The organism is Nostoc sp. PCC 7524 (assembly GCF_000316645.1).
Taxonomy (GTDB): Bacteria; Cyanobacteriota; Cyanobacteriia; order Cyanobacteriales; family Nostocaceae; genus Trichormus.
Map to the genome: position 1 here is coordinate 4,996,026 of NC_019684.1, position 23,508 is coordinate 5,019,533.

Here is a 23,508-nt window from a genome sequence, read left to right on the forward strand (position 1 = left end):
CTAACAATCAATTATGACAATAAAATGACAATAAACCTGAGAAATTAATCTGCGCCAAGGTTGCCAAGCTTGCTGTTTCACTTTAACATCACCCCTCATCACAGAAGCATCCCAACGGGATGTATTCCCTTCACGCCAGAACTTCAAATCAATAATTGTAAAGTTTGCTGTAAACATATTAATCTAAATATTATCTCCGTTGCTGAATATAGGACTTCTATTTGATTTTTGAAAATACTCAGTAAAGATCAAATAACCTATCTGGCAATTTTTGGATGCTTTATGGAAGCGCATTGCTTAAAGCGGACATTGCGTTTAACTTTTGCCGGACAGCGATCGCCTATATTCTGATCAATACTTCGCATTAGTGAAGCTTTCAGCGATTATTGCTGCTTCTAATATCTAGAGTAGGATTTGCGATCGCCCATACTATCATCGCAAAATTAACAATCTCTATGCAAATCAACTAAAATGTTTAATAAAACCTTTCTGGTTTTTTAGGTTTTATTGAGTATATTATTCCTTAATCAAGCAGTAGTTCTGAAAAACAGAAGATACGGTTTGACGGTGCTAAAGGGCGAACGATGGGACTCGAACCCACGAGTGGTGGAACCACAATCCACTGCCTTAACCACTTGGCTACGCTCGCCATTGACGTTCCTTATTCTAGCATGACTTTGCGAAATTGATCCACAACTTTTTTCGACAGGAACGGACATTGTTCATTTCCAGTCTGGAGAATCTAACCCATATCTAGGAAAATCAAGCTGAAATATGAAATTCTTGAATATTGTGGCATACTTGGGAGCTATGGGTTTAGCATCTGTGTTGGGGGTAGTGATGACCAACACCAACCCCAGTCAGCCTGCATATGAGGAGTATGCTGTGCAGCGACTAACATCATACCTAAAAAAAGATGTCTGCAATCAAACATCCAAGCTCATAGAACGGTTCATTAATGCTAAATGTGACAAACTGATAGATTCGGCTAACCCCCAACTGCGGCAAATCATGGCAGCAACTACCGAAAGACAAAACTTGATTTTTTTTAGTGTGTACCGGACAGAATTAAAAGTGAGTAACTGGATACCTTCCTACAGATTTGAAACCGTAGGCGCATTTAATAACTTCTATACTTACACCGCAGAACAACAATAGGGAGTATGGAATCGGGAATAATGAGGGATAAGTGCTGGAAAAACCTCTGGTGATGAAACTCTGTCCCAATACTGGCTGTTTATATTCCCACAACCCAGATACGGCTCAAATTTGTCTAAAATGTGGTGAAAATCTATTGCTCAATCACCGTTATCACCTACTGCGTCTGATTGGTCATGGTGGCTTTGGTATAACTTTTTTAGCTGTGGATGAGCATCTACCCTCTCAACCCAGGTGTGTCATCAAACAATTTAGTTTTCCAGCCCAATATGGTAGAAGTTACCATCAAGCAGTGAAATTATTTCGTCAGGAAGCAGTGCGCTTAGATGAGTTGCAACATCCCCAAATACCAAAGCTGCTGGGGTACTTTGAACAGGAAAATCGACTGTATTTAGTGGAAGAATGGATTCCTGGACAAACACTCAAAGAGGAGTTGCAACAAAATGGAGTCTTTCACGAACCCCAAATTGGGCGACTCTTGCAAGAGTTATTACCAGTGTTGCAATTTATCCATGATAAGCAAATCATTCACCGGGACATCAAGCCAGCCAACATCATCCGCAATTCCTCGCAAGGTAAATTAGTTTTAATTGACTTTGGAGTTGCTAAACATATCACCGCTACAGCTTTACTACAAACAGGCACTACCATAGGCAGTCCAGAATATATGGCTCCTGAACAAACGCGGGGGAAATCATTACCCGCAAGTGATCTTTACAGTTTAGGTGTTACCTGTATTCACTTGTTAACGGACATTTCCCCTTTTGATTTGTTTGATGTAGCTAGCGATCGCTGGGTCTGGCGTGATTATCTATTACCAGGGAATACTATCAGCAAGCAACTCGCCGAAATTCTGGACAAACTGCTGCACAATGCCATTGCTCAACGCTACAAATCTGCGGCTGAAGTTTTACAAGCACTAAACTGCTGTCCCCCTACCGTTAAACAACAGCCAGTTAATACCCTGTATTCTGAGGTAGGAGTTGATTACCATCAACTACGGGATTTACTCGCTGCTAAACAATGGCAACTAGCAGATCAGGAAACTTGGGCGGTGATGTGTCAAGCTATCTCTAAACCAGTGGGTAGTTATCTATTCATGGGTGATCTTGCCAAGTTACCCTGTGAGGATTTACAAATAATTGACCAGTTATGGAGCAAGTACAGTCAAGGGCGTTTTGGTTTTAGTGTCCAGAAGCAAATTTACGAAAGCGTTGACTGTGATTATGTCAGGTTTTGCGCCGCCGTTGGTTGGAAGTTACATAACTCCCATTCTCCCCCCAATTGGCAATTCTCTTTTAATGGGGCATCTCCTCAAGGACATTTACCCTCCCGTGTGTGGGCTGGTGGGACTCAGTGGTGGCGACATATAAACGCTGTGAGTGCAAGGTTGGCGATTTATTAAGATTTGCTTAAATATTTTGTACGATAGTAAATATTTCCCATAAACCACTCATACCAGAACAAATTAAATCTTTGTATCTCTGTGGTTTAAAATTCTCAGGAATTTTAACGCTCATGTCATCTGCTTACCTGCTTGTATCTCACGGAAGTCGTGATCCTCGTCCAGAAATTGCTATGCAGCAACTAGCTGGATTAGTTGCTCGTCAGCTGCAAATACCAGAAAAATTTGTAGGTACAGCAACCTTAGAAGTCAGCCATGAACCTTTGCATGAGCAGATTCGACAGTTTGCCCAAAGTGCTGTGTTATTGGGATGCGATCGCCTCAAAATTATTCCCATCTTTTTGTTACCGGGTGTTCATGTGATGACGGATATTCCAACTGAAGTAGCACTGGCGAAACAGGTTGTCGGTGAAGATATCACAATTGAGTTACAACCATATTTAGGTAGTCACTCCGGTTTAGAGATATTTTTTCAACAGCAAATAGCTAGCATCAAAGCAGAAGCAGGAATTTTATTATCTCATGGTAGCCGTCGTCCAGGTTCTCAACAGCCTGTAGAAACTCTGGCGGTGAATTTGGGAGTCACTACCGCGTATTGGTCGATCTCTCCTACTTTAGAATCACGGGTACAAGAGTTAATTGCCTTTGGCAACAAAGAAATTGCAATTTTGCCATACTTTCTATTCTCTGGTGGCATAACTGATGCGATCGCTCAAGCAGTTGACAAGTTAAAATTACAATTTCCTGGGGTGAATTTTTACCTGGCTGCACCTCTAGGAGCAAATGACGAATTAGCTAATTTGATTGGGGATTTAATTCACTCATGAACCGCACAGACAAGGAAGCACAAAAGAGTTTGGGTAAAGTTTATTTGGTAGGTGCGGGGCCAGGAGATCCAGGGTTAATGACACTTAAAGGTAAGGGTATCCTGGAATGTGCTGATGTGGTAATTTATGATGCCTTGGTGAGTCCGGCAATTTTAGCAATGATTAATCCCCAAGCAGAGCAAATCAACGCTGGTAAGCGTCGGGGTAGACATTCACTTTTACAAGATGAAACAACCCAAACCCTCATCGAAAAGGCACGGGAACACGCGATTGTGGTTAGGCTCAAAGGTGGTGATCCCTTCATTTTTGGTCGTGGTGGGGAAGAAATGGCTGATTTAGTAGCCGCAGGTATTCCGGTGGAAGTTGTGCCAGGAATTACTTCGGGTATTGCTGCGCCAGCTTATGCAGGCATACCTTTAACCCATAGATTATACAGTTCTTCTGTGACTTTTGTGACCGGGCATGAGGCGGCAGGTAAGTATAGACCGCAGGTAGATTGGCAAGCGATCGCCCACGGTTCGGAAACAATTGTCATTTACATGGGTATTCACAATCTGCCTTACATTGTGGAAGAGTTAACTAAGGCAGGGTTGAGTTCACAAACACCAATTGCTTTAGTACGTTGGGGTACACGTCCCGAACAGGAAGAATTAATTGGGGAGTTGGGAAATATTGCGGAATTAGTCGAGAAAACTGGATTTGAAGCCCCGGCGATCGCAGTTATTGGTGCGGTGGTGAATATGCACAATATTTTATCTGGGTGTCGTCCTGTTGGATAATCAGAGCAAAACTTGACAAAATTAAAATTATTTTAATCAAACTGCAAACTTAAATCTTGGAGGAAAGATAAGATGTCGCAAGTTGTAATTGTAGGTGCAGGTCCAACAGGTGCAGCATTAGCCTTCCTCCTTGTAAAACGTGGTATCGCAGTGACACTAATTGAAGCGGCAAAGGATTTTCATCGTGTCTTTCGTGGTGAAGGATTAATGCCCAGTGGGTTAGATGCACTCGCACAAATGGGATTATCTGCATTGTTAGATGATATCCCTCATCGAGCATTGAACGCCTGGGAATTCATCATCGAGAAGAAACAATTGTTTCGAGTAGAGGAGCCAATGGGGGCAACTCGTCCCTGTACACTGGTTTCACAACCTTCATTACTCCAAGCATTGATTTCGCAAGCTCAAATTCATGATTGGTTCAAATTTATCCAGGGTGTTTCTGTTAAAGATTTATGCTGGAGTAATCAGCGTGTTGTTGGTGTATTACTGAGTGATGGGCGACAACTTACTGCTGATTTAGTCATCGGTGCAGATGGTCGTAACTCAGTGGTGCGAGAACGTGCAGGATTGAAATTGGTACGCCAGCCTAAAAATATGGATGTTCTCTGGTTCAAACTGGCTGCCAATCCCCAGTTTGTTAAAGATAATGTGTTTTGTACTATTGTGCATGGTGATCAAGCTTTTAGTATTTTTCATGGGGCAGAGTCAGGAAAATTGCACCTAGCTTGGGTAATATCCGCAAATGAAAAAACTGACTGGAAACAAGCTGACTGGGCAGAAATTTTTGCCTCAATTTCACCTGCATGGTTGGCAGAGCATTTCCGTAATCATGCAGATAGTATAGAATCCCCTATTAAGCTGTCGGTTGTCGTTGGTTGTTGTCCACAATGGCACTCACCTGGGGTAATACTTTTAGGTGATGCGGCACATCCTATGTCTCCTGTCCGCGCTCAAGGTATCAATTTAGCATTACGTGATGTAATTGTTGCTGCTAATCACCTAGTCCCGTTGTTACAAGCAAAAGCTGAACATCAGGAAATTGACTTAGCACTGTCGCTTATTCAAGCAGAACGTGAGCCAGAAATTATCCGCTCCCAGCAACTGCAATTACAGGAAGCTAGACAAGGTGAAAGATTGCGAAAAAATCCACTGCTGCGATCGCTGTTAGCTCAACTGACTCCGTTACTCCATAAACCCATTAAACAATCTTGGTTAAAGCGACAATACGAAATGCGCCAAGGTATAACTCAAGTAAATTTAATTGTGTAAAAGTTTTTATTTAATTTGTACTTAATGTTGCCAGTCTTAGAGGATGTTTGAAAAGTTTTAGGGAGTCAAAAATTAAGCCAATCGCTTCACCATAATACGGATCATTGCAAGATAGATAAAAGTTTCTGAGGTTTCGGGCAATAATTCATAATCTCTGACCAATCGCCGACATCCCATGAACCAGCCAAAAGTGCGTTCCACCACCCAACGTTTTTTGAGTAAAACAAAGCCCTTGCTTTGCTCTGGTCGCAGCACCACCTGTACAATCCAGCGACAAAAATTCATGACCCACTGCATGAACGGTTCCCCATCAAAGCCACCATCAACCCAGATGGTGGTTAACCGAGATTGTGGCTGAGACTGTTTAACTCGTTGGAGAACTTGTTTGCCTCCTTCTCGCTCACCGACATTGGCTGCTGTTACCAAAACCCGCAGCACTAACCCCAAGGTATCAACGGTCATAAATCTCTTGCGTCCTTTGATTTTCTTGCCAGCATCAAAGCCTACTGATTGACTCACCATTGCCGCACTCTTGACGCTTTGGCTATCAATTATCGCTTCCGATGGACTCGGATGACGTTCAATTTCGATTCTCGTCCACTCTCGGAGACTATCGTGAATGTGCAACCATGTCCCGTCTTTACGCCAGTTTCGGAAATATGTGTACACTGTTTGCTCTCGTAGGAAAGTCCCCAGGTAGCGTAGGCGTAGCCCGCCGTAGGCATCGCCATCTCACTCCTTCTAGCAGGATGTAAAAAATTGCATTCAGGACTTCCCACATATCGACTTCACGCTTACGACCACCCGGTTTCCCTTCTGGAATCAAGTCGCTAAGAAATTCATATTGTGCGAGGCTCAGGTTACTGGGGTAAGCTTTACTCATGTCGCTCTCTCGGTGCTGTTGATTATCTATTCACAGCGTATACTGAGAGAGCTTTTTTACAACATACCTGACTTTTCAAACACCCTCTTAATATATTTATACTCCTAGAGATTGAATAGCACTCAATAAATCTTCGACTATAAAAGGTCTGATAAAATAAGCATCAACACCTTGCTTCTTCGCCCACATTCGGTACATTTCCTGATTATGGGCGCTACAAACTACAATTGGGATATTTTGATAAGTCTGATGACTTTTCAAAAAACGGCATAACTCAAAGCCACTTTTTCCCGGCATTACTACATCAGTAACAATTGCATCTAGCTTTACTTCTAAGGCTATTTCTAAGCCGGCTTTAGCGGTATTGGTCTTAATAATTTGATATCCCTGATCTTCTAGATAATTACTAATTAAGTCTAATTCGCTAAGGGAGTCTTTAATAATCAGAATTTTCCCCACCCAAGTAATACTCAATTCTGAATCTCCATAACAATAAGTTATTTGCGACATTTAATTTTGTAAAGGGGAAATTACACAATGTGTTTAAAAATTACTTTTAGTAAATCTCCCTGAGTAAAAGGTTTAATTAAATGCCCTGATGCTCTGACTATCTTAGCTCTAGCTCGATCAATTAGCCCAGCTTTTGCAGTCACCATAATTATGGGTGTATTTTTAAAATATGAATGCTTACGCAACAAAGAACATAGCTCATAACCATCTAAATCTGGCATATCAGCATCTAATAAAATAATGTCTGGCTTTGTACGTAGAATTTCCATTAAAGCTTTTAAGGAATCTGTGACTCCAATCACCGAAAATATTTGCTCATCTAAAAAATTCTTGATAGTATTTAATACAATTGGGCTATCATCAATACAAAATATCGTATATACTTTACTATCCGCAGAGGGTGATGCTATTTGCTGATAGCCATTATTAGCATTTACATATTGAGAACCGTAGCGTTTGGAATCTATATTTGGTAATCGCGGTTCAGTTCTTGGTTTGGTATGAGTATAATAACTTTGTCTGCTATTCATTGGTGATTGTATATTGTCTTTTTGTATTACTGAATCTCGCTCATCTACTTCTCTTTTGTATCCTTCATGAACATTGCCACGTTGTTGACACTGTTCTACCAATAAGCGCAGATTCAAGTAACAAAATTTTGGCAAGTCATCTAAAAAACTTTCTGGAATAAATTCGTAACTGCCTTCCTCTAAAACTAAAAATGTCTGTAAGACTTCTAAAGCCAAATGCTCTATCAATATGGCTGCTTGTCCAGGACTGATATATTTCTGATTAACTAACCAACAAATAGCTAGATAATCTGGATTGGGGATAGATTGATTTTCAATTCCAGTCTCAAATATGGCTCGCAATTGCTCGTTAATTTCTCTAGGAATGGTGGTAATTTCTTGGCTTAAACTCTGTAAATGTCGGTAAAGCGGCTCAAACATCCTTTCTGAGTAGCAGGCATAAATGAGTTTACCTTCTTCTACGTATATCGACCAAGCACCAGATGTACTAAACACTTGTAAACAACCAGTTACAGTCTTACCTGTAATTTTCTTTAACAGTGATAAGGGTTGTAGTTTCTGAAAAAATCTGTATCGACTAATAGGCAGTGTTTTCATGGATGGCACTCAGCGAGCAATTTAGTATATAAATATGAATGAAAGGCAAATTTTGGAGATTTTTTAGGTATCTTGTTATAACTGCGATCGCCTAGGTTGACGTGTAGTCTATAGCTCAATTAATTGAGCAGGTCAAATTCGAGTTAGTACCTTTATTTGTGGCAACCAAATTACTAAATTTGATCCAGCCACTTAGTACCAACCCTGACAACTGCAATTCTCTTGGAAAATAATTGCAGCACCATAATAAACAGCAAAATTTTCACTGACTTCCAGGAAAATTTTTCCAAAAATCAGCTAAATTTTCTGTATCTTTAGTTAATCTCACTAATCTAACAGTACAGCAATTCCTCAGATTAGATATATTGGCTCAAACCCATCAGTAGCAAAAGTTGTACTATTTTGCTGATTACTTAACTTCAAATAACCGCCTATCAAGCATTTATTGATGAGTAATCTAGTAGTGTCAGTATTTCAATATACTCAGTAATTAAACCTTGAAGCATAATATGGTTCTTGGCAACTTTTGGTGATCTTGGTTGGGGGAAGGCAGAGGGCAGAAGGCAGAAGGCAGAAGTTAGAAAGATATAATTGAGATACGTCAAACTTCACTCCATCAAACATTTGAGGGATAAGCCTCAGCTTGGTTATGTCAGTGCTAAGTTATCTATTACCAGATTCAGCAAACCTGAAACTTGAAAATTGCATTCTTGACGAGATAAAAACTCAGATAAAGTTGATTGTTTCTGCTATCAATAGAGTAGTTAATTGTCCAGTTTGTAACCAACCAACTCATAAAATTCATAGTCGCTATGAGCGAAAGTTAGCAGATTTACCCTGGGCTGATTACAGCATTACTTTACAGTTAAGGGTGCGGAAGTTTTTTTGCCTTAATAAATTGTGTAAACGGCGCATTTTTGCAGAAAGGCTGACCAATGTTACCGCACCTTGGGCGAGAAGAACTCTACGTTTAGCTCAAAGACTGAGTGCGATTGGTTTAGCTAATGGTGGTGCAGCAGGGGTAAGACTCTCACAGGACTTGGGGATAAAAGTTTCTCGCAACACGCTATTAAATTTAGTCCGCTCAATTCCACTACCACCCATCGTAACGCCACATACTCTTGGGGTAGACGACTTTTGTTTTCGTAAATGTAAAACTTACGGCACAGCACTAATTGATCTCGAACGCAGACGACCAATTGCTCTACTCAAAGATGCAAAGGCTGAAACTTTGGCAGAATGGTTAAAAGCTCACCCTGGTGTCAAAGTCGTCTCACGAGATCGGTCAAAAACTTATGAAAGTGGTATTCGCCAAGGTGCGCCAGAAGCCATTCAAGTTGCAGACCGCTTTCATCTATTGCAGAACTTATCTCAAACGCTTTATCAAGTCTTTGGTAATCACGCCAAAACACTAAAAGAAGTGGAAAAACAAGTCTTTAATACTGATACTAAAGTGCATTTAGAGGTGGAAACAGCAAACAACCTTTCCATGATTGCTGAGACTAATAAGAGTCCAGTTGTGCCAAGGTTTCCCCAAAACACATCTTTAAAAAGAAAAGTTCAATCCGCCAAAGCACGGGATAGACGCAGAGAAATCCATGAGCAAGTTTGGAGACTGCGGTCTATTGGCTTATCAGGGCTAGCAATCGCTCAAGAGCTGGGAGTTTCTAAAACTACCGTATTCAATTACTTGCGTAGCTCAACTTTTACCGAACGTCGTGAACGTAGCGACCACGGTCTGAGTCTTCTCAACCCTTATCATGATTACCTCCTCAGTCGCTGGAATAGCGGGAACCACAACACCCAAGAACTGTTTGAAGAAATTCGCACCTGCGGCTATACCGGTAGTTATGCCACGGTCGCTCGCTTCACTCGTTATCTCAAGACCTTGCCCGGATTTGAGCCAGCAAAAGGTTCAAGAAAAAACGCTTCCCCCAGGGTTAGCTCTTGCGCCCATCGTCCTCTCACCCCCAGTCGCGTCACAGCTTTAGTCTTGCGACGACCAGAATTAATACAGCCTAATGAGCGTGAAGTCATCGCTCAACTACAAAAAGCCCATTCGGATTTGAAGTCAGCTATTGAACTAGCACAACAGTTTGCATCTCTTGTGCGTCAACGCCTGCCTGAGCAGCTCGATGCTTGGTTAAACAAAGCTAAAAACAGCTTGGTTTCTTTGTTGCGCTCCTTTGCTGTTAGTTTAGAGTCTGACTACGATGCTGTGAAAGCAGGTGTAACTATGTCAGTTAGTAATGGCCCAGTTGAAGGGCATATTAATCGACTGAAAATGTTAAAACGGCAGATGTATGGTCGCGCCAAGATAGACTTACTAGAACGACGATTTCTGTTGGCTATTTGAAAAGAAAATTTTGACAATTTACACTTGATTATATGAGTTATAGAAATCAGTTTATCTGGCAAAGGGCAGTTCAACTTGCTATCAATTGTTATAAATTTACCCGCCTATTTCCTCAGTCAGAATTGTACGGTTTAACTAGTCAAATACGCCGTTCATCCGTATCTGTAGCGTCTAATATAGCTGAAGGCTATGGTAGGCGTTCCAAACCAGAATATATCCAGTTTTTACATATTGCGCTAGGTTCTTTGAGAGAACTTGATACGCAATTAATCATTGCCAAAGAAGTAGATTTAGCTGATAAAGACCTTTTCACTCCCGTATTAAATGAAGTTGAGGAAATGCAAAGTATATTAGTTGCTACTTTAAACAAACTCAAGGGTTGAAATTATTACTTCTACTCTTCCGACTTCTGCCTTCTGCCCTCTGCCCTCTGCCTTCCCCCGGCTAAGATCACCAAAAGTTGCCAAGAACCCATAAGATGAAATGCAGATGTCACAGTTTGTGTATAATTTTTGTGCCTGATGTCTAAATTACTAGAGGAAATGCAACAATTCGCCAATCAAACAACATACCAACACATCATTCATCAGTACACACTCTGCGTTGCTATGGAGAAGAATACAAAATTTTAACCTTGAGCAAATTCGTTAAAATTAACAATACCTCTGTGAATTTGGGATGATAGCAATGGTCACTCAGTTACCATCTTCCACATCAAAAGGCATCATCTACCCTGAAAGTGATGGACAGCCAATGGCAGACAATACCAAGCAGTTTGAGTTAATCGTACTCATCAAAAAAAATCTGGATTTATTATTTGCTAATGATCCCAATGTGTTCGTTGCTGGTGATTTGTTGTGGTACCCAGTGGAAGGTGATAATACTATAAGACGTGCGCCTGATGTCATGGTAGTTTTTGGCAGGACAAAAGGCGATAGAGGTTCTTATTTACAATGGCAAGAAAGTAATATTCCCCCACAAGTAGTATTTGAAATTCTTTCTCCTAGCAACACTGTTAAAGAAATGATTTCTAAATACAAGTTTTACGAACATCATGGGGTAGAAGAATATTATCTTTATGACCCAGATACATCAGAATTAAGCGGTTGGCTGCGTTCTCATAATGATTTAATAGAAATTCCCCAAATGTCCGGTTGGGTGAGTCCCCGTCTTGGTATCCGCTTTGAATTGTCAGATGGCAAACTACAAATTTATCGTCCAGATGGACAGCCCTTTCTCACATACTTAGAACTGGCTCAACAAATAGAACAAGCACAAATTCAATTAGAACAAGAACGCCAACGTGCTGAACAAGAACGCCAGCGCGCTGAACAAGCACAAAGCCAACTAGAAGCACTGCGTACTTTGCTAAAAGCTAAGGGAATTAACCCTGACGAACTATGAATAAAACTCAATGGTGAACAATTTTTTTTTACAAGTAGAAGAAGATAGCACACGTCTTGACCGTTATCTAGCTGAAGAATTACCAGATTTATCCCGTTCTCGGATTCAGCAATTAATTGAACAGGGTAAAGTGCAACTGAATGGTCGAGTTTGCACCTCGAAAAAAATCAGTGTGAAAGTAGGCGATCGCATCACTCTAGAAATTCCCGAAGCGCAACCTTTAGAACTCAAAGCCGAAAATATACCTTTAGATATACTCTATGAGGATGAACAGTTACTAATTCTCAATAAGCCTGCTGGTTTAGTAGTTCATCCTGCACCCGGTCATCCCGATGGCACACTGGTAAATGCTTTGTTAGCACACTGTCCCAACCTTCCTGGTATTGGCGGTGTGCAACGTCCGGGGATTGTCCATCGTTTAGATAAAGATACAACCGGAGCGATCGCGATCGCTAAAACCGATATTGCTTACCAACATCTACAAGCACAACTCCAAGCCAAAACCGCACGTCGAGAATATTTAGGTGTAGTTTACGGTGCGCCAAAAACTGAAAGTGGGACAGTAGATTTACCTATCGGTCGTCATCCCCAAGACCGCAAAAAAATGGCTATTGTCCCCGTAGAACAAGGCGGACGAGTCGCAATTACCCATTGGCAAATCCAAGAACGCCTGGGAAATTACACACTCATCCATTTTCAACTCGAAACCGGACGCACCCATCAAATTCGTGTTCACAGCGCCAAAATCGGTCATCCCATTGTTGGCGATCCCGTTTATGGTTCTGGTCGTTCTCTAGGAGTCAATTTACCAGGTCAAGCACTCCACGCTTGGCGACTAAAGTTACAGCATCCCATATCTGAAGATTGGATAGAAGTCACAGCATCGCCTCCACAAACATTTACAACCCTATTAGATGTTCTTCGACGCAGAACTGCTATCTCTTCTTAAAATGAGAATTCCAAAAAATTTTCTGATTTTTTGTTACTCAAGTTTACAAAACATTACATATAGATTTTTCACTCAATATTGCAGTAAATCACAGCAATATTGAGTGAAAAGCCTGTCAACAGAAAGTTAACAGGTGATTAATACCTATGCTTGTCTATCGCTGTTTTGAAATGATAATCATTTTTATCTAGCCAGGGAAAATATATTTTTGTTGTATAAGATACAGATTTTTTGGTTAAAAAACCTCAAATATCCTTGTTTCATAAATTCATACTGTCAGCATAACCACACATATAAGCTTTATTTGCTACTAATGTAAAAATCCGACACGAGAGTTTGTTAAGCAATATAAACAAAATTATTTAATTGTTAAAGCATACTGCATTCAAAATAACTACAACGTTTATCAATTAATAATTTTTGGGTAAATCTGTATGCAGTAACACTATTTCACTAAACTTAATAAAAAATTCAGTCAAGCCATATATAAAATACGAACAAGGTTTTACAAGCAATTTAAAAAAGCCAACAAAACTTCTGCTTTTTCTAATACTTAATTACCCTGAAAAGCAATTATTTCAAGTCTATGATTGGAATAATTGTTGGCTATTGGGATGATTTTAAATCTGCATCAATCAATTGCTATAAGCCGCATAAAAGTCTGCAATAAACTTTAGGAGGAACCAAAAATGCTCGATGCTTTTTCCAAAGTAGTTGAACAAGCAGATAGAAAAGGCACATATCTAAGTGGTGATGAAATCAATGCTTTATCAGCAATGGTTGCTGATAGCAATAAACGTCTAGATATCGTTAACAGACTCACCAGTAATGCTTCATCTATCGTAGCTAATGCCTATCGTGCATTAGTTGCTGAACGTCCACAAATCTTTAATGCTGGCGGTGCTTGCTTCCATAACCGTAACCAAGCAGCTTGTATTCGTGATTTAGGATTTATCCTGCGCTATGTCACCTATTCTGTATTAGCGGGTGATGCTAGCGTGATGGATGATCGCTGTTTAAACGGTTTGCGTGAAACCTATCAAGCCCTGGGTACTCCTGGTGATGCTGTAGCTTCCGGTATTCAAAAAATGAAAGATGCAGCAGTAGCAATTGCCAATGATCCTGCTGGTATTACTAAAGGAGATTGTAGCCAGTTAATCGCTGAATTAGCTAGCTATTTTGATCGTGCTGGGTCAGCAGTTGTTTAATCAATTTTTTTTACAACACTTTTTTCAACCTGACTATCAATAATTCACCGCAAATCGAGGAGATTAGGAGAAGTATGAAAACACCTTTGACCGAAGCAATCTCTGCTGCTGATGTTCGTGGTTCTTACCTCAGCAATACCGAAATGCAAGCAGTCTTTGGTCGTTTCAACCGCGCCCGTGCAGGTTTAGAAGCTGCTAAAGCCTTCACTAATAATGGTAAAAAATGGGCAGAAGCAGCAGCAAATCATGTATATCAAAAATTTCCCTACACCACTCAAATGAGTGGTCCTCAATATGCTTCTACTCCAGAAGGTAAGGCTAAGTGTGTACGTGACATTGACCACTACCTCCGCACTATCAGCTACTGCTGTGTAGTTGGTGGTACTGGTCCCTTAGATGAATATGTAGTTGCTGGTTTAAGCGAACTCAATAGTGCGCTTGGTTTATCTCCTAGCTGGTATGTAGCTGCACTAGAATTTGTTCGCGACAATCATGGTTTACATGGTGATGTTGCAGGTGAAGCTAACACCTACATTAACTATGCAATTAACGCTTTAAGTTAAGACAAAGCCTGTGGGTCTTTGGAAATAGGTACAGCAAATAATTGAAAAGTAATGAGTAATAAGTAGTGAGTAATAAGTAAATTTTTTACTCATTACTCATTACTCATTATTCATTACTCAATTGTAGCAAGGAGTGATTACCAAAATGAATAGTTCAGTCGCAGAACGGCTAGCAATTAGAGATGCCATCAGCACTAAAATTGAACTGCGCCAAAATTGGGATGAAGATGATTTGCAACGGGTATTTCGCGCTGCTTATGAGCAAATTTTTGGCAGACAAGGAATATATGTTAGCCAAAAATTTACCAGTGCAGAAGCTCTACTGCGAAATGGCAAAATTAGTGTGCGGCAATTTGTGGAGATTTTAGCAAAATCAGAATTTTACAAAGAATGCTTTTTTTATAAAAACTCCCAAGTGCGTTTCATTGAATTGAACTACAAGCACCTATTAGGACGCGCACCTTACGATCAGTCTGAGATTGCCTATCATGTAGACCTTTATGCTTCTGGTGGCTACGATACGGAAATTAATTCCTACATTTATAGCCCAGAATATGAGAATGCTTTTGGTAATTCAGTCGTGCCATATTACCGAGGCTTTCAATCAATTCCAGGCATGAAAACTGTAGGATTTAACCGCATATTTGAGATGTATCGCGGTCGCGGTAACAGTGATAATGCACAGATGGGTGGTAAAAATTCTCGCTTACGGACAAGAGTTTCATTAAATTTAGCTAATGGGATTTTACCGCCAACCTCCGCAGGTACAAGCTTTGTTTCAGCCGCACCCACCCTCGTTAGTTCTGATGCACGGGGAGATGCTCGGATGTTCGTGATTGAAGCGATCGCCGGTGGATTAAATACCAATGCAGCTATCCGTCGCAGCCGACAAGTCTACACAGTACCCTTTGACAGACTGTCCGCCACCTATCAAGAAATTCATAAACGGGGCGGGAAAATAGTTAAAATTTCGCCAGTCTAGGAGTTAGGGGATTGGGGACAGGGAACAGGGGACAGGGGGAAATATCCTATCCCCAATGCCCCATTCCCAAAAGTTCTTAATTTTGTAGGCGGAAGCCTTGCCCTAGGCTATTTTGAATTGATTTATGCCCCATTCCCAATGCCCATGAATACTATTTCTACTGAACCAATACTGTCCCCAGAAACAGCGATCGCGGCGTTGTCTGGTGACGATAACCAAATCCGCTATTACGCTGCTTGGTGGTTGGGAAAACATCGCGTCCAAGCTAGTTGTACGGCGTTGTGTGCAGCCTTGTTTGATGAACGCTATCGCATCCCATCGGGGGGGTATCCTCTGCGTCGCCAAGCTGCCAGGGCGCTAGGACAACTCAAAAATCCTCAAGCTGTACCAGCGTTGATTGCGGCGTTGGAATGTGCTGAGGATTTGCGTCTGCGAGAGGCGGCGATCGCCGCCTTAGCTGCAATTGGTGATCAACGCGCTGTGAGTCCTTTGCTCAATCTTTTGCAATCGAGCCATGAGCAACCTTACGAAGCTTTGATTGAAGCCTTGGCTAGTTTACAAGTTTGGTCAGCACGTCCACAAATTGAGCCGTTTCTCAAGCATTCTTCTGAGCGTGTGCAATGTGCGGCGGCTCGATATATGTATCTGTTGACTCAACAGCCCCAATACATTGACAGGATTGTGCAGAAGCTCAACCACGAAAATATGTATTTACGTTGGGCGGCAGTATTTGATTTAGGTGCAGTTGGTCATCAACAAGCGATACAGGCTATTTTAGCGGCGCAAGTTCCTAACAGTTTGAAACTCTTAAATTTGAAGCGAATTTTAGAGGCAATCTTGAATCATGAACCTGTTGATCATCACAAATCAATGTTACTTTTTCGAGCAATTGATGATTTATTAATTCAGCTTTGAAGTACAAATTCAATATTAATAGTTAGTGGTTGGGGATTGATTAGCTTTGATATTTCCAATCCATTTTGTTGTGCATTTTTTTATCAACAATCAAGTCGATGAATACACCCACATCTGATTTACAAATCCCTCACACCGCCACACCAGAAGCAGCGATCGCTGCTATTCATGCCATAGCTGCCAGTGCCACACAAGATTTAGCCAATATTAGTTTCTTAATCGCAGCATTTGATCATCACCATCCTGCTGTGAGAACTGCGGCTGGAGAAGTTTTAGTCAAGTTAGGAACTATCACGGTAAAACCTTTAATTGCTGCTTGTGCTGCCACGCAGGATCAGGGGTTTCAAGCTTACGTCATTCAGGCTTTAGCCCAAATTGGTGATGCACAAGCACTAGATTTATTAACCACAGTGGTAGGGACATCTGTTGCCAACCATTGTCAGGGTAACGTCCGCCGTATTGCCGCCAGGGGGTTAGGAAAAATAGCCAGCAATTGCCATCACCCAGAAGTCATTCAAACTGCCCAGGAAAAGCTAATTTGGGCATTACTCACCCCAGAAGATTGGGGATTACGTTATGCGGCGGCGGTGTCTTTACAAGAAATTGCCACCCCAGAAGCGAAAGCCGCTTTACAACAAGCGATCGCCCAAGAAGCAGATCCGGTTGTTCGCTCACGTATGGCGATCGCTTTAGTTTAGGGTGTAGGGGCTTAAGGAGAAATTTTTGCCTAATTTCCAGCCCCAATTCCCCACTTCCTACTCCCCACTCCCCATCAAATCAAATGTTGAGAAAGATTAATTTTACGTTTATTCACAAAAACCACCCTGACGAAAAATTTCGTGTAAAACCGCAATATGTTGTTCTATCTAGGGTTTTGAGACTATTAAGAAAAAATTAAACCGCCAATATTTTCCTTAAAATTCCTGATTCATGAAGTTAAGTTACAAAAAATCAGCGATTTTCTCAGGTAAATCCCTTGTATGTAAAGGATTTGAGGTGGTTCTTATTCCTGCAACTTATTTATTCATAATTTGTAACAAAATAAGGATCTATAGCATTGTATAAACATAAGCTGGAGGGGTAAATAACAGACGAAAGTTAAACAAGGCAATCAATTCATAAAGTTTGCCAGCTTCTCATAAAGTCACCCCAAGTTCTCATTTTTCTTGTTCAGTAGGAACTAAGAAATTTGAGGCTAACTAGAGAGGCAGTTTGATTACTGGTCTGTTGTCAACCATTCCCAATAAAACATAGCCAGTTTTAATCCAGACATCTCTCAAACAAGAATTAGGAGATTAAAGTCCATGACATTAGACGTATTTACCAAGGTAGTTTCCCAAGCTGACTCCAGAGGCGAGTTCCTGAGCAACGAACAACTAGATGCCTTGGCAAACGTTGTTAAAGAAGGTAACAAGCGTTTAGATGTTGTTAACCGCATCACCAGCAACGCTTCTGCGATCGTTACAAACGCTGCTCGCGCTTTGTTTGAAGAGCAACCCCAATTGATTGCTCCTGGTGGTAACGCTTACACAAACCGCCGCATGGCTGCTTGTCTACGCGACATGGAAATCATCTTACGTTACGTTACCTACGCTATCTTAGCTGGTGATGCTAGCGTTCTCGATGACCGTTGCTTGAATGGCTTGCGCGAAACCTACCAAGCTTTGGGTACTCCTGGTTCTTCCGTAGCTGTTGGCGTTCAAAAAATGAAAGATGCTGCTGTTGGCATCGCTAACGACCCCAACGGTATCACCAAAGGTGATTGCAGTGCATTGATGTCTGAAGTAGCTAGCTACTTTGACCGTGCAGCTGCTGCTGTTGCTTAATTGCAATTAAAAAAAAGCCCAGCACCCAAACCTAATGATTTAGGTTACTAGGCCAAAAATTACGAAATTACCAAGGAGAATTTTACATCATGGTTAAGACCCCCATTACCGAAGCAATCGCAGCTGCTGATACCCAAGGACGCTTTTTGGGCAACACCGAATTACAATCCGCTCGTGGTCGTTTTGAGCGTGCTGCTGCTAGCTTAGAAGCTGCTCGTGGTTTGACCGCTAACGCTCAACGCTTGATTGACGGTGCAACCCAAGCTGTTTACCAAAAATTCCCCTACACCACCCAAACAGCTGGTCCTCAGTTCGCTGCTGACAGCCGTGGTAAATCCAAGTGCGCTCGTGACGTTGGTCACTACCTACGGATCATCACCTACAGCTTGGTTGCTGGTGGTACTGGCCCCTTAGATGAATACCTAATTGCTGGTTTGGCTGAAATCAACAGCACCTTTGACTTGTCTCCTAGCTGGTATGTTGAAGCTCTGAAGCACATCAAAGCTAATCATGGTTTGAGCGGTCAAGCTGCTAACGAAGCTAACACCTACATTGACTACGCTATCAACGCTCTCAGCTAGATAGCATCATGCCCGGAAAGGGGTGCAAGTGCTGGATGTAGTAGTCACCTAGCAGTTGAATCTCGTTCCGGGCATCGTTTTATGTAGGCATAAATAAAAGCTTTATTCAGCCAGCAAGACAAGGGGAAATTAAAATGGCAATTACAACAGCAGCATCTAGGCTGGGAACAGAGCCTTTTAGCGACGCACCTAAAGTAGAACTGCGCCCCAACGCTAGCAGAGAAGAAGTAGAACTTGTAATTCGTGCTGTGTATCGGCACGTTTTGGGAAATGACTACATCATGGCATCTGAACGCCTAGTTAGTGCAGAGTCTCTATTGAGAGATGGCAATCTGACAGTGCGGGAATTTGTCCGGAGCGTTGCCAAATCAGAACTCTACAAACAGAAATTCTTCTACAACAGCTTCCAAACTCGGCTCATTGAACTCAACTATAAGCATTTGTTGGGTCGCGCTCCCTACGATGAGTCAGAAGTTGTTTACCACCTAGATCTGTATCAAACCAAAGGTTACGACGCAGAGATTGACTCCTATATTGATTCTTGGGAGTATCAAAATAACTTTGGCGACAACATCGTGCCTTACTATCGTGGGTTTGAAACTCAAACTGGGCAGAAAATCGCCGGTTTCAATCGGTTATTCCGGTTATATCGTGGTTATGCCAACAGCGATCGCGCTCAAGTAGAAGGCAGTAAGTCTCGGTTAGCACGGGAATTGGCAAGCAACAAAGCTTCGACAATTGTTGGGCCATCTGGAACTAATGATAATTGGGGTTTCCGGGCTTCAGCAGATGTTGCTCCTAAGAAGAACTTAGGTAATGCAGTGGGCGAAGGCGATCGCGTTTACCGCATTGAAGTTACCGGAATTCGTAACCCTGGCTACCCAAGTGTACGCCGGAGTAGCACGGTCTTCATAGTACCTTACGAGCGGCTCTCTGACAAGATCCAGCAGATTCACAAGCAAGGTGGCAAAATCGTTAGCGTCACCTCAGCGTAAGGTGCGGTAAAACTCACAACCAACAGGAGATAGAGAAGTAATGTTCGGTCAAACTACTCTTGGGACTGGTAGCGTTTCTTCATCTGCTAGTCGAGTATTTCGTTACGAAGTCGTAGGCTTACGCCAAAGTTCAGAAACCGACAAGAACAAATACAACATTCGTCGTAGTGGTAGCGTGTTCATCACCGTACCCTACAGCCGGATGAACGAAGAATACCAACGGATTACCCGCTTGGGCGGAAAAATCGTCAAGATTGAGCCATTGACAGCCGCAGGAGAATAGCAACCTGGCAATGATAGAACCCAGTGCGGAAGAGTTTTCTACCGAGAACGGGCCACAGCTCACGCCAGAAGTAGCGATCGCCAACCTGCAATCATCAGACTTAAGTCTCCGCTATTATGCTGCGTGGTGGTTGGGTAAGTATCGAGTCAAAGAAACTGCTGCTGTAGATGGGCTGATCGCCGCCTTAGAGGATGAAGCCGACAGAACCGAACTAGGAGGTTATCCTCTTAGACGTAACGCAGCCAGAGCATTGGGAAAATTAGGCGATCGCAAAGCCGTACCAGGTTTAATTAAATGCTTGGAATGCTCCGACTTTTATGTCCGCGAAGCAGCCGCCCAATCCCTAGAAATGCTGCAAGATCCCACAGCAGCTACAGCATTAATTCGATTACTAGATGGGGGTGTAGCCAAGGCCGTGCAAGTACCAGGCCGCCCACATCTGACCCAGCCCTACGAAGCAGTTTTAGAGGCTTTGGGGGCTATTAGTGCAGCTGAGGCTATCCCTCTGATTCAGCCGTTCCTAGAGCATCCATTCCCACGAGTGCAATGCGCCGCAGCCAGAGCCATGTATCAACTCACACAGCAACCAATATATGGAGAGCTATTGGTAAAAGTGTTAGAAGGTAACGACCTCAACCTGCGTCGTGTAGCATTGGGTGATTTGGGTGCAATTGGGTATTTGGCCGCAGCAGATGCGATCGCCAACGCCAAAGCAGAAAATAGCTTCAAACTCATTGCCCTCAAAGGATTGCTAGAGCATCAGCTCCCACAAGAGTCAGATACCCTCTCAATATCTGATGATGCCATCCGCGTCATGAACCTCATGGATTCATTGTTGTAGTCAACAGTCCATAGTCAATAGTCAAAAGTAATTGACTGTTGACTGTTGACTGTTGACTAATGACTATTGACTAATGATTAATGAACTAATTCATGCCGTTGCTCTGGCAGATACACCAGAGCAACTGGTAAAAGCAGTACAGAACTTGGCAGCAGCCAAAGATGTAGCTGCAATTCCCACCTTAATAGCCGTGTTTGGCTATAACAACCCCACCGCAGCAGCTATCGCGTCTGCCGCCTTGGTAGACTTGGGAGAAGTGGCAGTACCAGAGTTACTCGCTCAAATAGATGACTATAACTATGGCGCACGGGCTTATTCGATTCGCACCTTAGCAGCGATCGCACATCCCCGTGCTTTAGATGTATTAGTCTCCGCAGCTGCCACCGACTTCGCACCTAGTGTCCGTCGGGCTGCGGCCAAAGGCTTAGGGCGCTTACATTGGGATAAATTAGGCGTACCTGAAAACCAAACAGCCGTCCAAAAAGCTTTAGAAACACTATTTTTTATCTCCCAAGATGCCGAATGGTCGATTCGTTATGCCGCCATTGTTGGATTGCAAGGACTAGCCAATCTACCTGATTTACAACAACCCATCCATACTAGACTCCAAGAAATACTAGCTACAGACAACGAAAAATCCGTCTGTGCGCGTGTGTTATTAGCTTTGAGTCAATAGGTGACAGGTGATAGGTGACAGGTGATAGGTTACAGGTTACAGGTTACAGGTTACAGGTTACAGGTTACAGGTTACAGGTTACAGACTACGCGTTTACCAAAAGTAGACGGTAATTGGGAAACTCAGAAAATTAACTCGTTTTCTTCCCAGTCCCCAGTACCCAGTCCCCAGTACCCAATCCCCAATCCCCAATCCCCAATCCCCAACCCCCCATAACAAAAGGTCAAAGTAAAAATGTCAATACCACTATTGGAATATTCACCAACTACACAAAACCAACGTGTAGAAGGTTACGAAGTTCCCAACGAAGATACTCCTGTAATGTATCGTCTGTCTGCCGCTATCGACGATACTGATATTGATGCCATTATTTGGGCAGCATATCGGCAAATCTTCAGCGAACAATTAATCATCAAAAGCAACCGCCAAAACTTCCTGGAATCTCAACTGCGGAATCGTGCCATTAACGTCCGTGATTTTATCCGGGGTTTGGGTAAATCGGAAGTGTATCGTACCCAAGTAGCAGAAACTAACTCCAACTATCGCTTAGTTGACATCACTTTAAAACGGTTCTTGGGACGGGCAGCTTATAACAAAGACGAAGAAATTGCTTGGTCAATTGTTATTGCCACCAAAGGATTACACGGCTTCATTGATGCCCTATTGGATAGTGAAGAGTACGTCCAAAACTTTGGCGATGATATCGTTCCCTACCAACGCCGTCGCTATAAAGACAGACCCTTTAACTTAGTTAACCCCAGATATAACGCTTACTGGCGCGATCGCCAAACCCTAATTTATCTGGGTGGACGTTCCTTCTACAGCGCCCGCACCACCGGCACTTTAACCACAGAAGATATTCGTCGCGCTATCCCCGCCAACTTCATGGCACTAGCAGGGAAAATGATCACCCCAGAACGTAACTATCAGCGCACCATTGCCTCCGTTACCTCCCAAATCAAAGATATAAAAATTCCCGACACCAGCCGGGAAGTTACCACCCCCGAAGTCACAGTTAAACCCGTAGCCGTCGCCCTGCCCTATCGTTATCTACCCGGCATCAAAACCACTTAGTAAGGGTAGGAGAGACAAAGGAGACAAGGGAGAAAAAGAAGACAAGGGAGAATTTATTCTTAATACCCAGTCCCCATTCCCCAGTCCCCATTCCCCAATACCCAATTGACAACCGATAACAAAAGTGAACTATGGCCATTCCTTTACTTGAATACAAACCCAGTTCTCAAAATCAGCGTGTTGCTGGGTACGAAGTTCCTAACGAAGATACCCCCAAAATTTACCGCACTGAAGACTGTGCTGATGATGGCGACACCCAAGAATTAATCTGGGCTGCCTATCGTCAAGTTTTCAGCGAACACGTTATCCTGAAATTCTACCGCCAGAGCAATTTAGAATCCCAACTCAAGAACAGAGCCATCAGTGTCCGCGACTTCATCCGGGGTATTGCTAAGTCCGAGGCATTCCAGAGTTTAGTAATTAAGAGTAACTCTAACTACCGCCTTGTAGAACTTGCCCTGAAACGCCTTTTGGGTCGCGCACCTTATAATAAGGATGAAGAAATTGCTTGGTCAATTAAAATAGCCACCGTTGGTTGGGATGGTTTTGTTGATGCTCTGTTGGATTCTGAAGAGTATCAAAGCAATTTTGGTGAAAACATCGTCCCCTACCAACGGCGACGCTACAAAGATAGACCCTTCAATCTAGTTACACCACGCTACGGCGACTACTGGCGCGACAGACTAGAAGCAGAACGCTACAAGCCAGGTGCTGTCAAGAACTTCTTGGAATTAGCTAAATCACTGGAAATTAGGACAGTTTCCTACACACCAGTTAGCACAGCTAACATCCAAATTCCTGACACCACCCGCTCTGCTACACCCGAAGGAATCCCATACTCCGTAAATCCTAGCGCCAATTTCCCTGTACGGTAAATTGTCCCATCATCTACAA

25 protein-coding genes, 1 tRNA gene and 1 pseudogene are annotated in these 23,508 nt (G+C 42.5%); 22 read left to right on the forward strand and 5 right to left on the reverse strand.

What is annotated here, in order from left to right; all coding sequences use genetic code 11:
- Positions 1-177: a hypothetical protein gene (locus NOS7524_RS30230; protein ID WP_015140338.1), complete on the reverse strand. Its 177-nt coding sequence runs from the start codon at positions 175-177 to the stop codon at positions 1-3.
- 399 nt (positions 178-576) lie between these two features.
- Positions 577-649 (reverse strand) — tRNA-His (locus NOS7524_RS20185).
- A gap of 125 nt (positions 650-774) precedes the next feature.
- Here NOS7524_RS20185 and NOS7524_RS20190 point away from each other — a divergent pair.
- From NOS7524_RS20190 to NOS7524_RS20210, 5 genes are all read left to right on the forward strand, one after another.
- Positions 775-1,158: a DUF4359 domain-containing protein gene (locus tag NOS7524_RS20190; protein ID WP_015140339.1), complete on the forward strand. Its 384-nt coding sequence runs from the start codon at positions 775-777 to the stop codon at positions 1,156-1,158.
- 31 nt (positions 1,159-1,189) lie between these two features.
- Positions 1,190-2,563 (forward strand): serine/threonine-protein kinase, encoded by a 1,374-nt coding sequence (locus NOS7524_RS20195; RefSeq protein WP_015140340.1) that lies wholly within the window; start codon positions 1,190-1,192, stop codon positions 2,561-2,563.
- Positions 2,564-2,676: 113 nt separating this feature from the next.
- On the forward strand, positions 2,677-3,390 hold the full coding sequence (locus NOS7524_RS20200) for a sirohydrochlorin chelatase (RefSeq protein WP_015140341.1): 714 nt from the start codon (positions 2,677-2,679) through the stop codon (positions 3,388-3,390).
- Entirely contained in the window at positions 3,387-4,169 is a 783-nt protein-coding gene (cobA, locus tag NOS7524_RS20205; RefSeq protein WP_015140342.1) for a uroporphyrinogen-III C-methyltransferase, read from the forward strand. The genes NOS7524_RS20200 and cobA overlap by 4 nt, the downstream gene beginning before the upstream one ends.
- A gap of 72 nt (positions 4,170-4,241) precedes the next feature.
- Complete coding sequence (locus tag NOS7524_RS20210; RefSeq protein WP_015140343.1) at positions 4,242-5,441, forward strand: FAD-dependent oxidoreductase; 1,200 nt, start codon at positions 4,242-4,244, stop codon at positions 5,439-5,441.
- 72 nt (positions 5,442-5,513) lie between these two features.
- Here the strand turns inward: NOS7524_RS20210 and NOS7524_RS20215 are convergent.
- From NOS7524_RS20215 to NOS7524_RS20225, 3 genes and pseudogenes are all read right to left on the reverse strand, one after another.
- Positions 5,514-6,324 (reverse strand): annotated as a pseudogene (locus NOS7524_RS20215) (IS5 family transposase).
- 96 nt (positions 6,325-6,420) lie between these two features.
- Positions 6,421-6,834 carry a response regulator gene (locus tag NOS7524_RS20220; RefSeq protein WP_015140344.1) on the reverse strand — a complete coding sequence of 138 codons (414 nt, stop codon included), beginning with the start codon at positions 6,832-6,834 and terminating at the stop codon, positions 6,421-6,423.
- Positions 6,835-6,854: 20 nt separating this feature from the next.
- The gene (locus NOS7524_RS20225; RefSeq protein ID WP_015140345.1) at positions 6,855-7,961 is read right to left on the reverse strand and encodes a response regulator; all 1,107 of its coding nucleotides are present in this window, start codon (positions 7,959-7,961) and stop codon (positions 6,855-6,857) included.
- A gap of 649 nt (positions 7,962-8,610) precedes the next feature.
- On the opposite strand from NOS7524_RS20225, the gene NOS7524_RS20230 reads away from it, so the two are divergent.
- The 17 genes from NOS7524_RS20230 (at position 8,611) to NOS7524_RS20310 (ending at position 23,489) form a co-directional block, all read left to right on the forward strand.
- Positions 8,611-10,317: an ISL3 family transposase gene (locus NOS7524_RS20230; RefSeq protein WP_015137799.1), complete on the forward strand. Its 1,707-nt coding sequence runs from the start codon at positions 8,611-8,613 to the stop codon at positions 10,315-10,317.
- Between the two features lie 32 nt (positions 10,318-10,349).
- Positions 10,350-10,700 (forward strand): four helix bundle protein, encoded by a 351-nt coding sequence (locus NOS7524_RS20235; protein ID WP_015137800.1) that lies wholly within the window; start codon positions 10,350-10,352, stop codon positions 10,698-10,700.
- A gap of 304 nt (positions 10,701-11,004) precedes the next feature.
- Positions 11,005-11,721: a Uma2 family endonuclease gene (locus NOS7524_RS20240; RefSeq protein ID WP_015140346.1), complete on the forward strand. Its 717-nt coding sequence runs from the start codon at positions 11,005-11,007 to the stop codon at positions 11,719-11,721.
- A gap of 10 nt (positions 11,722-11,731) precedes the next feature.
- Positions 11,732-12,670, forward strand: a complete 939-nt coding sequence (locus NOS7524_RS20245; protein WP_015140347.1) for an RluA family pseudouridine synthase — start codon at positions 11,732-11,734, stop codon at positions 12,668-12,670.
- A 689-nt stretch (positions 12,671-13,359) separates the two neighbouring features.
- On the forward strand, positions 13,360-13,878 hold the full coding sequence (locus tag NOS7524_RS20250) for a phycobilisome protein (protein WP_015140348.1): 519 nt from the start codon (positions 13,360-13,362) through the stop codon (positions 13,876-13,878).
- A 74-nt stretch (positions 13,879-13,952) separates the two neighbouring features.
- Positions 13,953-14,441 carry a phycocyanin alpha subunit gene (locus NOS7524_RS20255; protein ID WP_015140349.1) on the forward strand — a complete coding sequence of 163 codons (489 nt, stop codon included), beginning with the start codon at positions 13,953-13,955 and terminating at the stop codon, positions 14,439-14,441.
- 145 nt (positions 14,442-14,586) lie between these two features.
- Positions 14,587-15,423: a phycobilisome rod-core linker polypeptide gene (locus NOS7524_RS20260; protein WP_015140350.1), complete on the forward strand. Its 837-nt coding sequence runs from the start codon at positions 14,587-14,589 to the stop codon at positions 15,421-15,423.
- Between the two features lie 144 nt (positions 15,424-15,567).
- Positions 15,568-16,338, forward strand: coding sequence for a HEAT repeat domain-containing protein (locus NOS7524_RS20265; RefSeq protein WP_041555395.1), 771 nt, complete (start codon positions 15,568-15,570; stop codon positions 16,336-16,338).
- Between the two features lie 98 nt (positions 16,339-16,436).
- Positions 16,437-17,036, forward strand: coding sequence for a HEAT repeat domain-containing protein (locus tag NOS7524_RS20270; protein WP_015140352.1), 600 nt, complete (start codon positions 16,437-16,439; stop codon positions 17,034-17,036).
- A 606-nt stretch (positions 17,037-17,642) separates the two neighbouring features.
- Positions 17,643-18,164, forward strand: a complete 522-nt coding sequence (locus tag NOS7524_RS20275; RefSeq protein WP_015140353.1) for a phycocyanin subunit beta — start codon at positions 17,643-17,645, stop codon at positions 18,162-18,164.
- 89 nt (positions 18,165-18,253) lie between these two features.
- Positions 18,254-18,745: a phycocyanin subunit alpha gene (cpcA, locus tag NOS7524_RS20280; RefSeq protein WP_015140354.1), complete on the forward strand. Its 492-nt coding sequence runs from the start codon at positions 18,254-18,256 to the stop codon at positions 18,743-18,745.
- A 134-nt stretch (positions 18,746-18,879) separates the two neighbouring features.
- Positions 18,880-19,740: a phycobilisome linker polypeptide gene (locus tag NOS7524_RS20285; RefSeq protein ID WP_015140355.1), complete on the forward strand. Its 861-nt coding sequence runs from the start codon at positions 18,880-18,882 to the stop codon at positions 19,738-19,740.
- 40 nt (positions 19,741-19,780) lie between these two features.
- Positions 19,781-20,023 (forward strand): phycobilisome linker polypeptide, encoded by a 243-nt coding sequence (locus tag NOS7524_RS20290; RefSeq protein WP_015140356.1) that lies wholly within the window; start codon positions 19,781-19,783, stop codon positions 20,021-20,023.
- A gap of 10 nt (positions 20,024-20,033) precedes the next feature.
- Positions 20,034-20,864, forward strand: a complete 831-nt coding sequence (locus tag NOS7524_RS20295; RefSeq protein ID WP_015140357.1) for a HEAT repeat domain-containing protein — start codon at positions 20,034-20,036, stop codon at positions 20,862-20,864.
- A gap of 73 nt (positions 20,865-20,937) precedes the next feature.
- Positions 20,938-21,540 (forward strand): HEAT repeat domain-containing protein, encoded by a 603-nt coding sequence (locus NOS7524_RS20300; protein ID WP_015140358.1) that lies wholly within the window; start codon positions 20,938-20,940, stop codon positions 21,538-21,540.
- A gap of 234 nt (positions 21,541-21,774) precedes the next feature.
- Entirely contained in the window at positions 21,775-22,614 is an 840-nt protein-coding gene (locus NOS7524_RS20305) for a phycobilisome rod-core linker polypeptide (RefSeq protein ID WP_015140359.1), read from the forward strand.
- A 131-nt stretch (positions 22,615-22,745) separates the two neighbouring features.
- Positions 22,746-23,489 carry a phycobilisome rod-core linker polypeptide gene (locus tag NOS7524_RS20310; RefSeq protein ID WP_015140360.1) on the forward strand — a complete coding sequence of 248 codons (744 nt, stop codon included), beginning with the start codon at positions 22,746-22,748 and terminating at the stop codon, positions 23,487-23,489.
- The last annotated feature ends 19 nt before the right edge of the window (positions 23,490-23,508 follow it).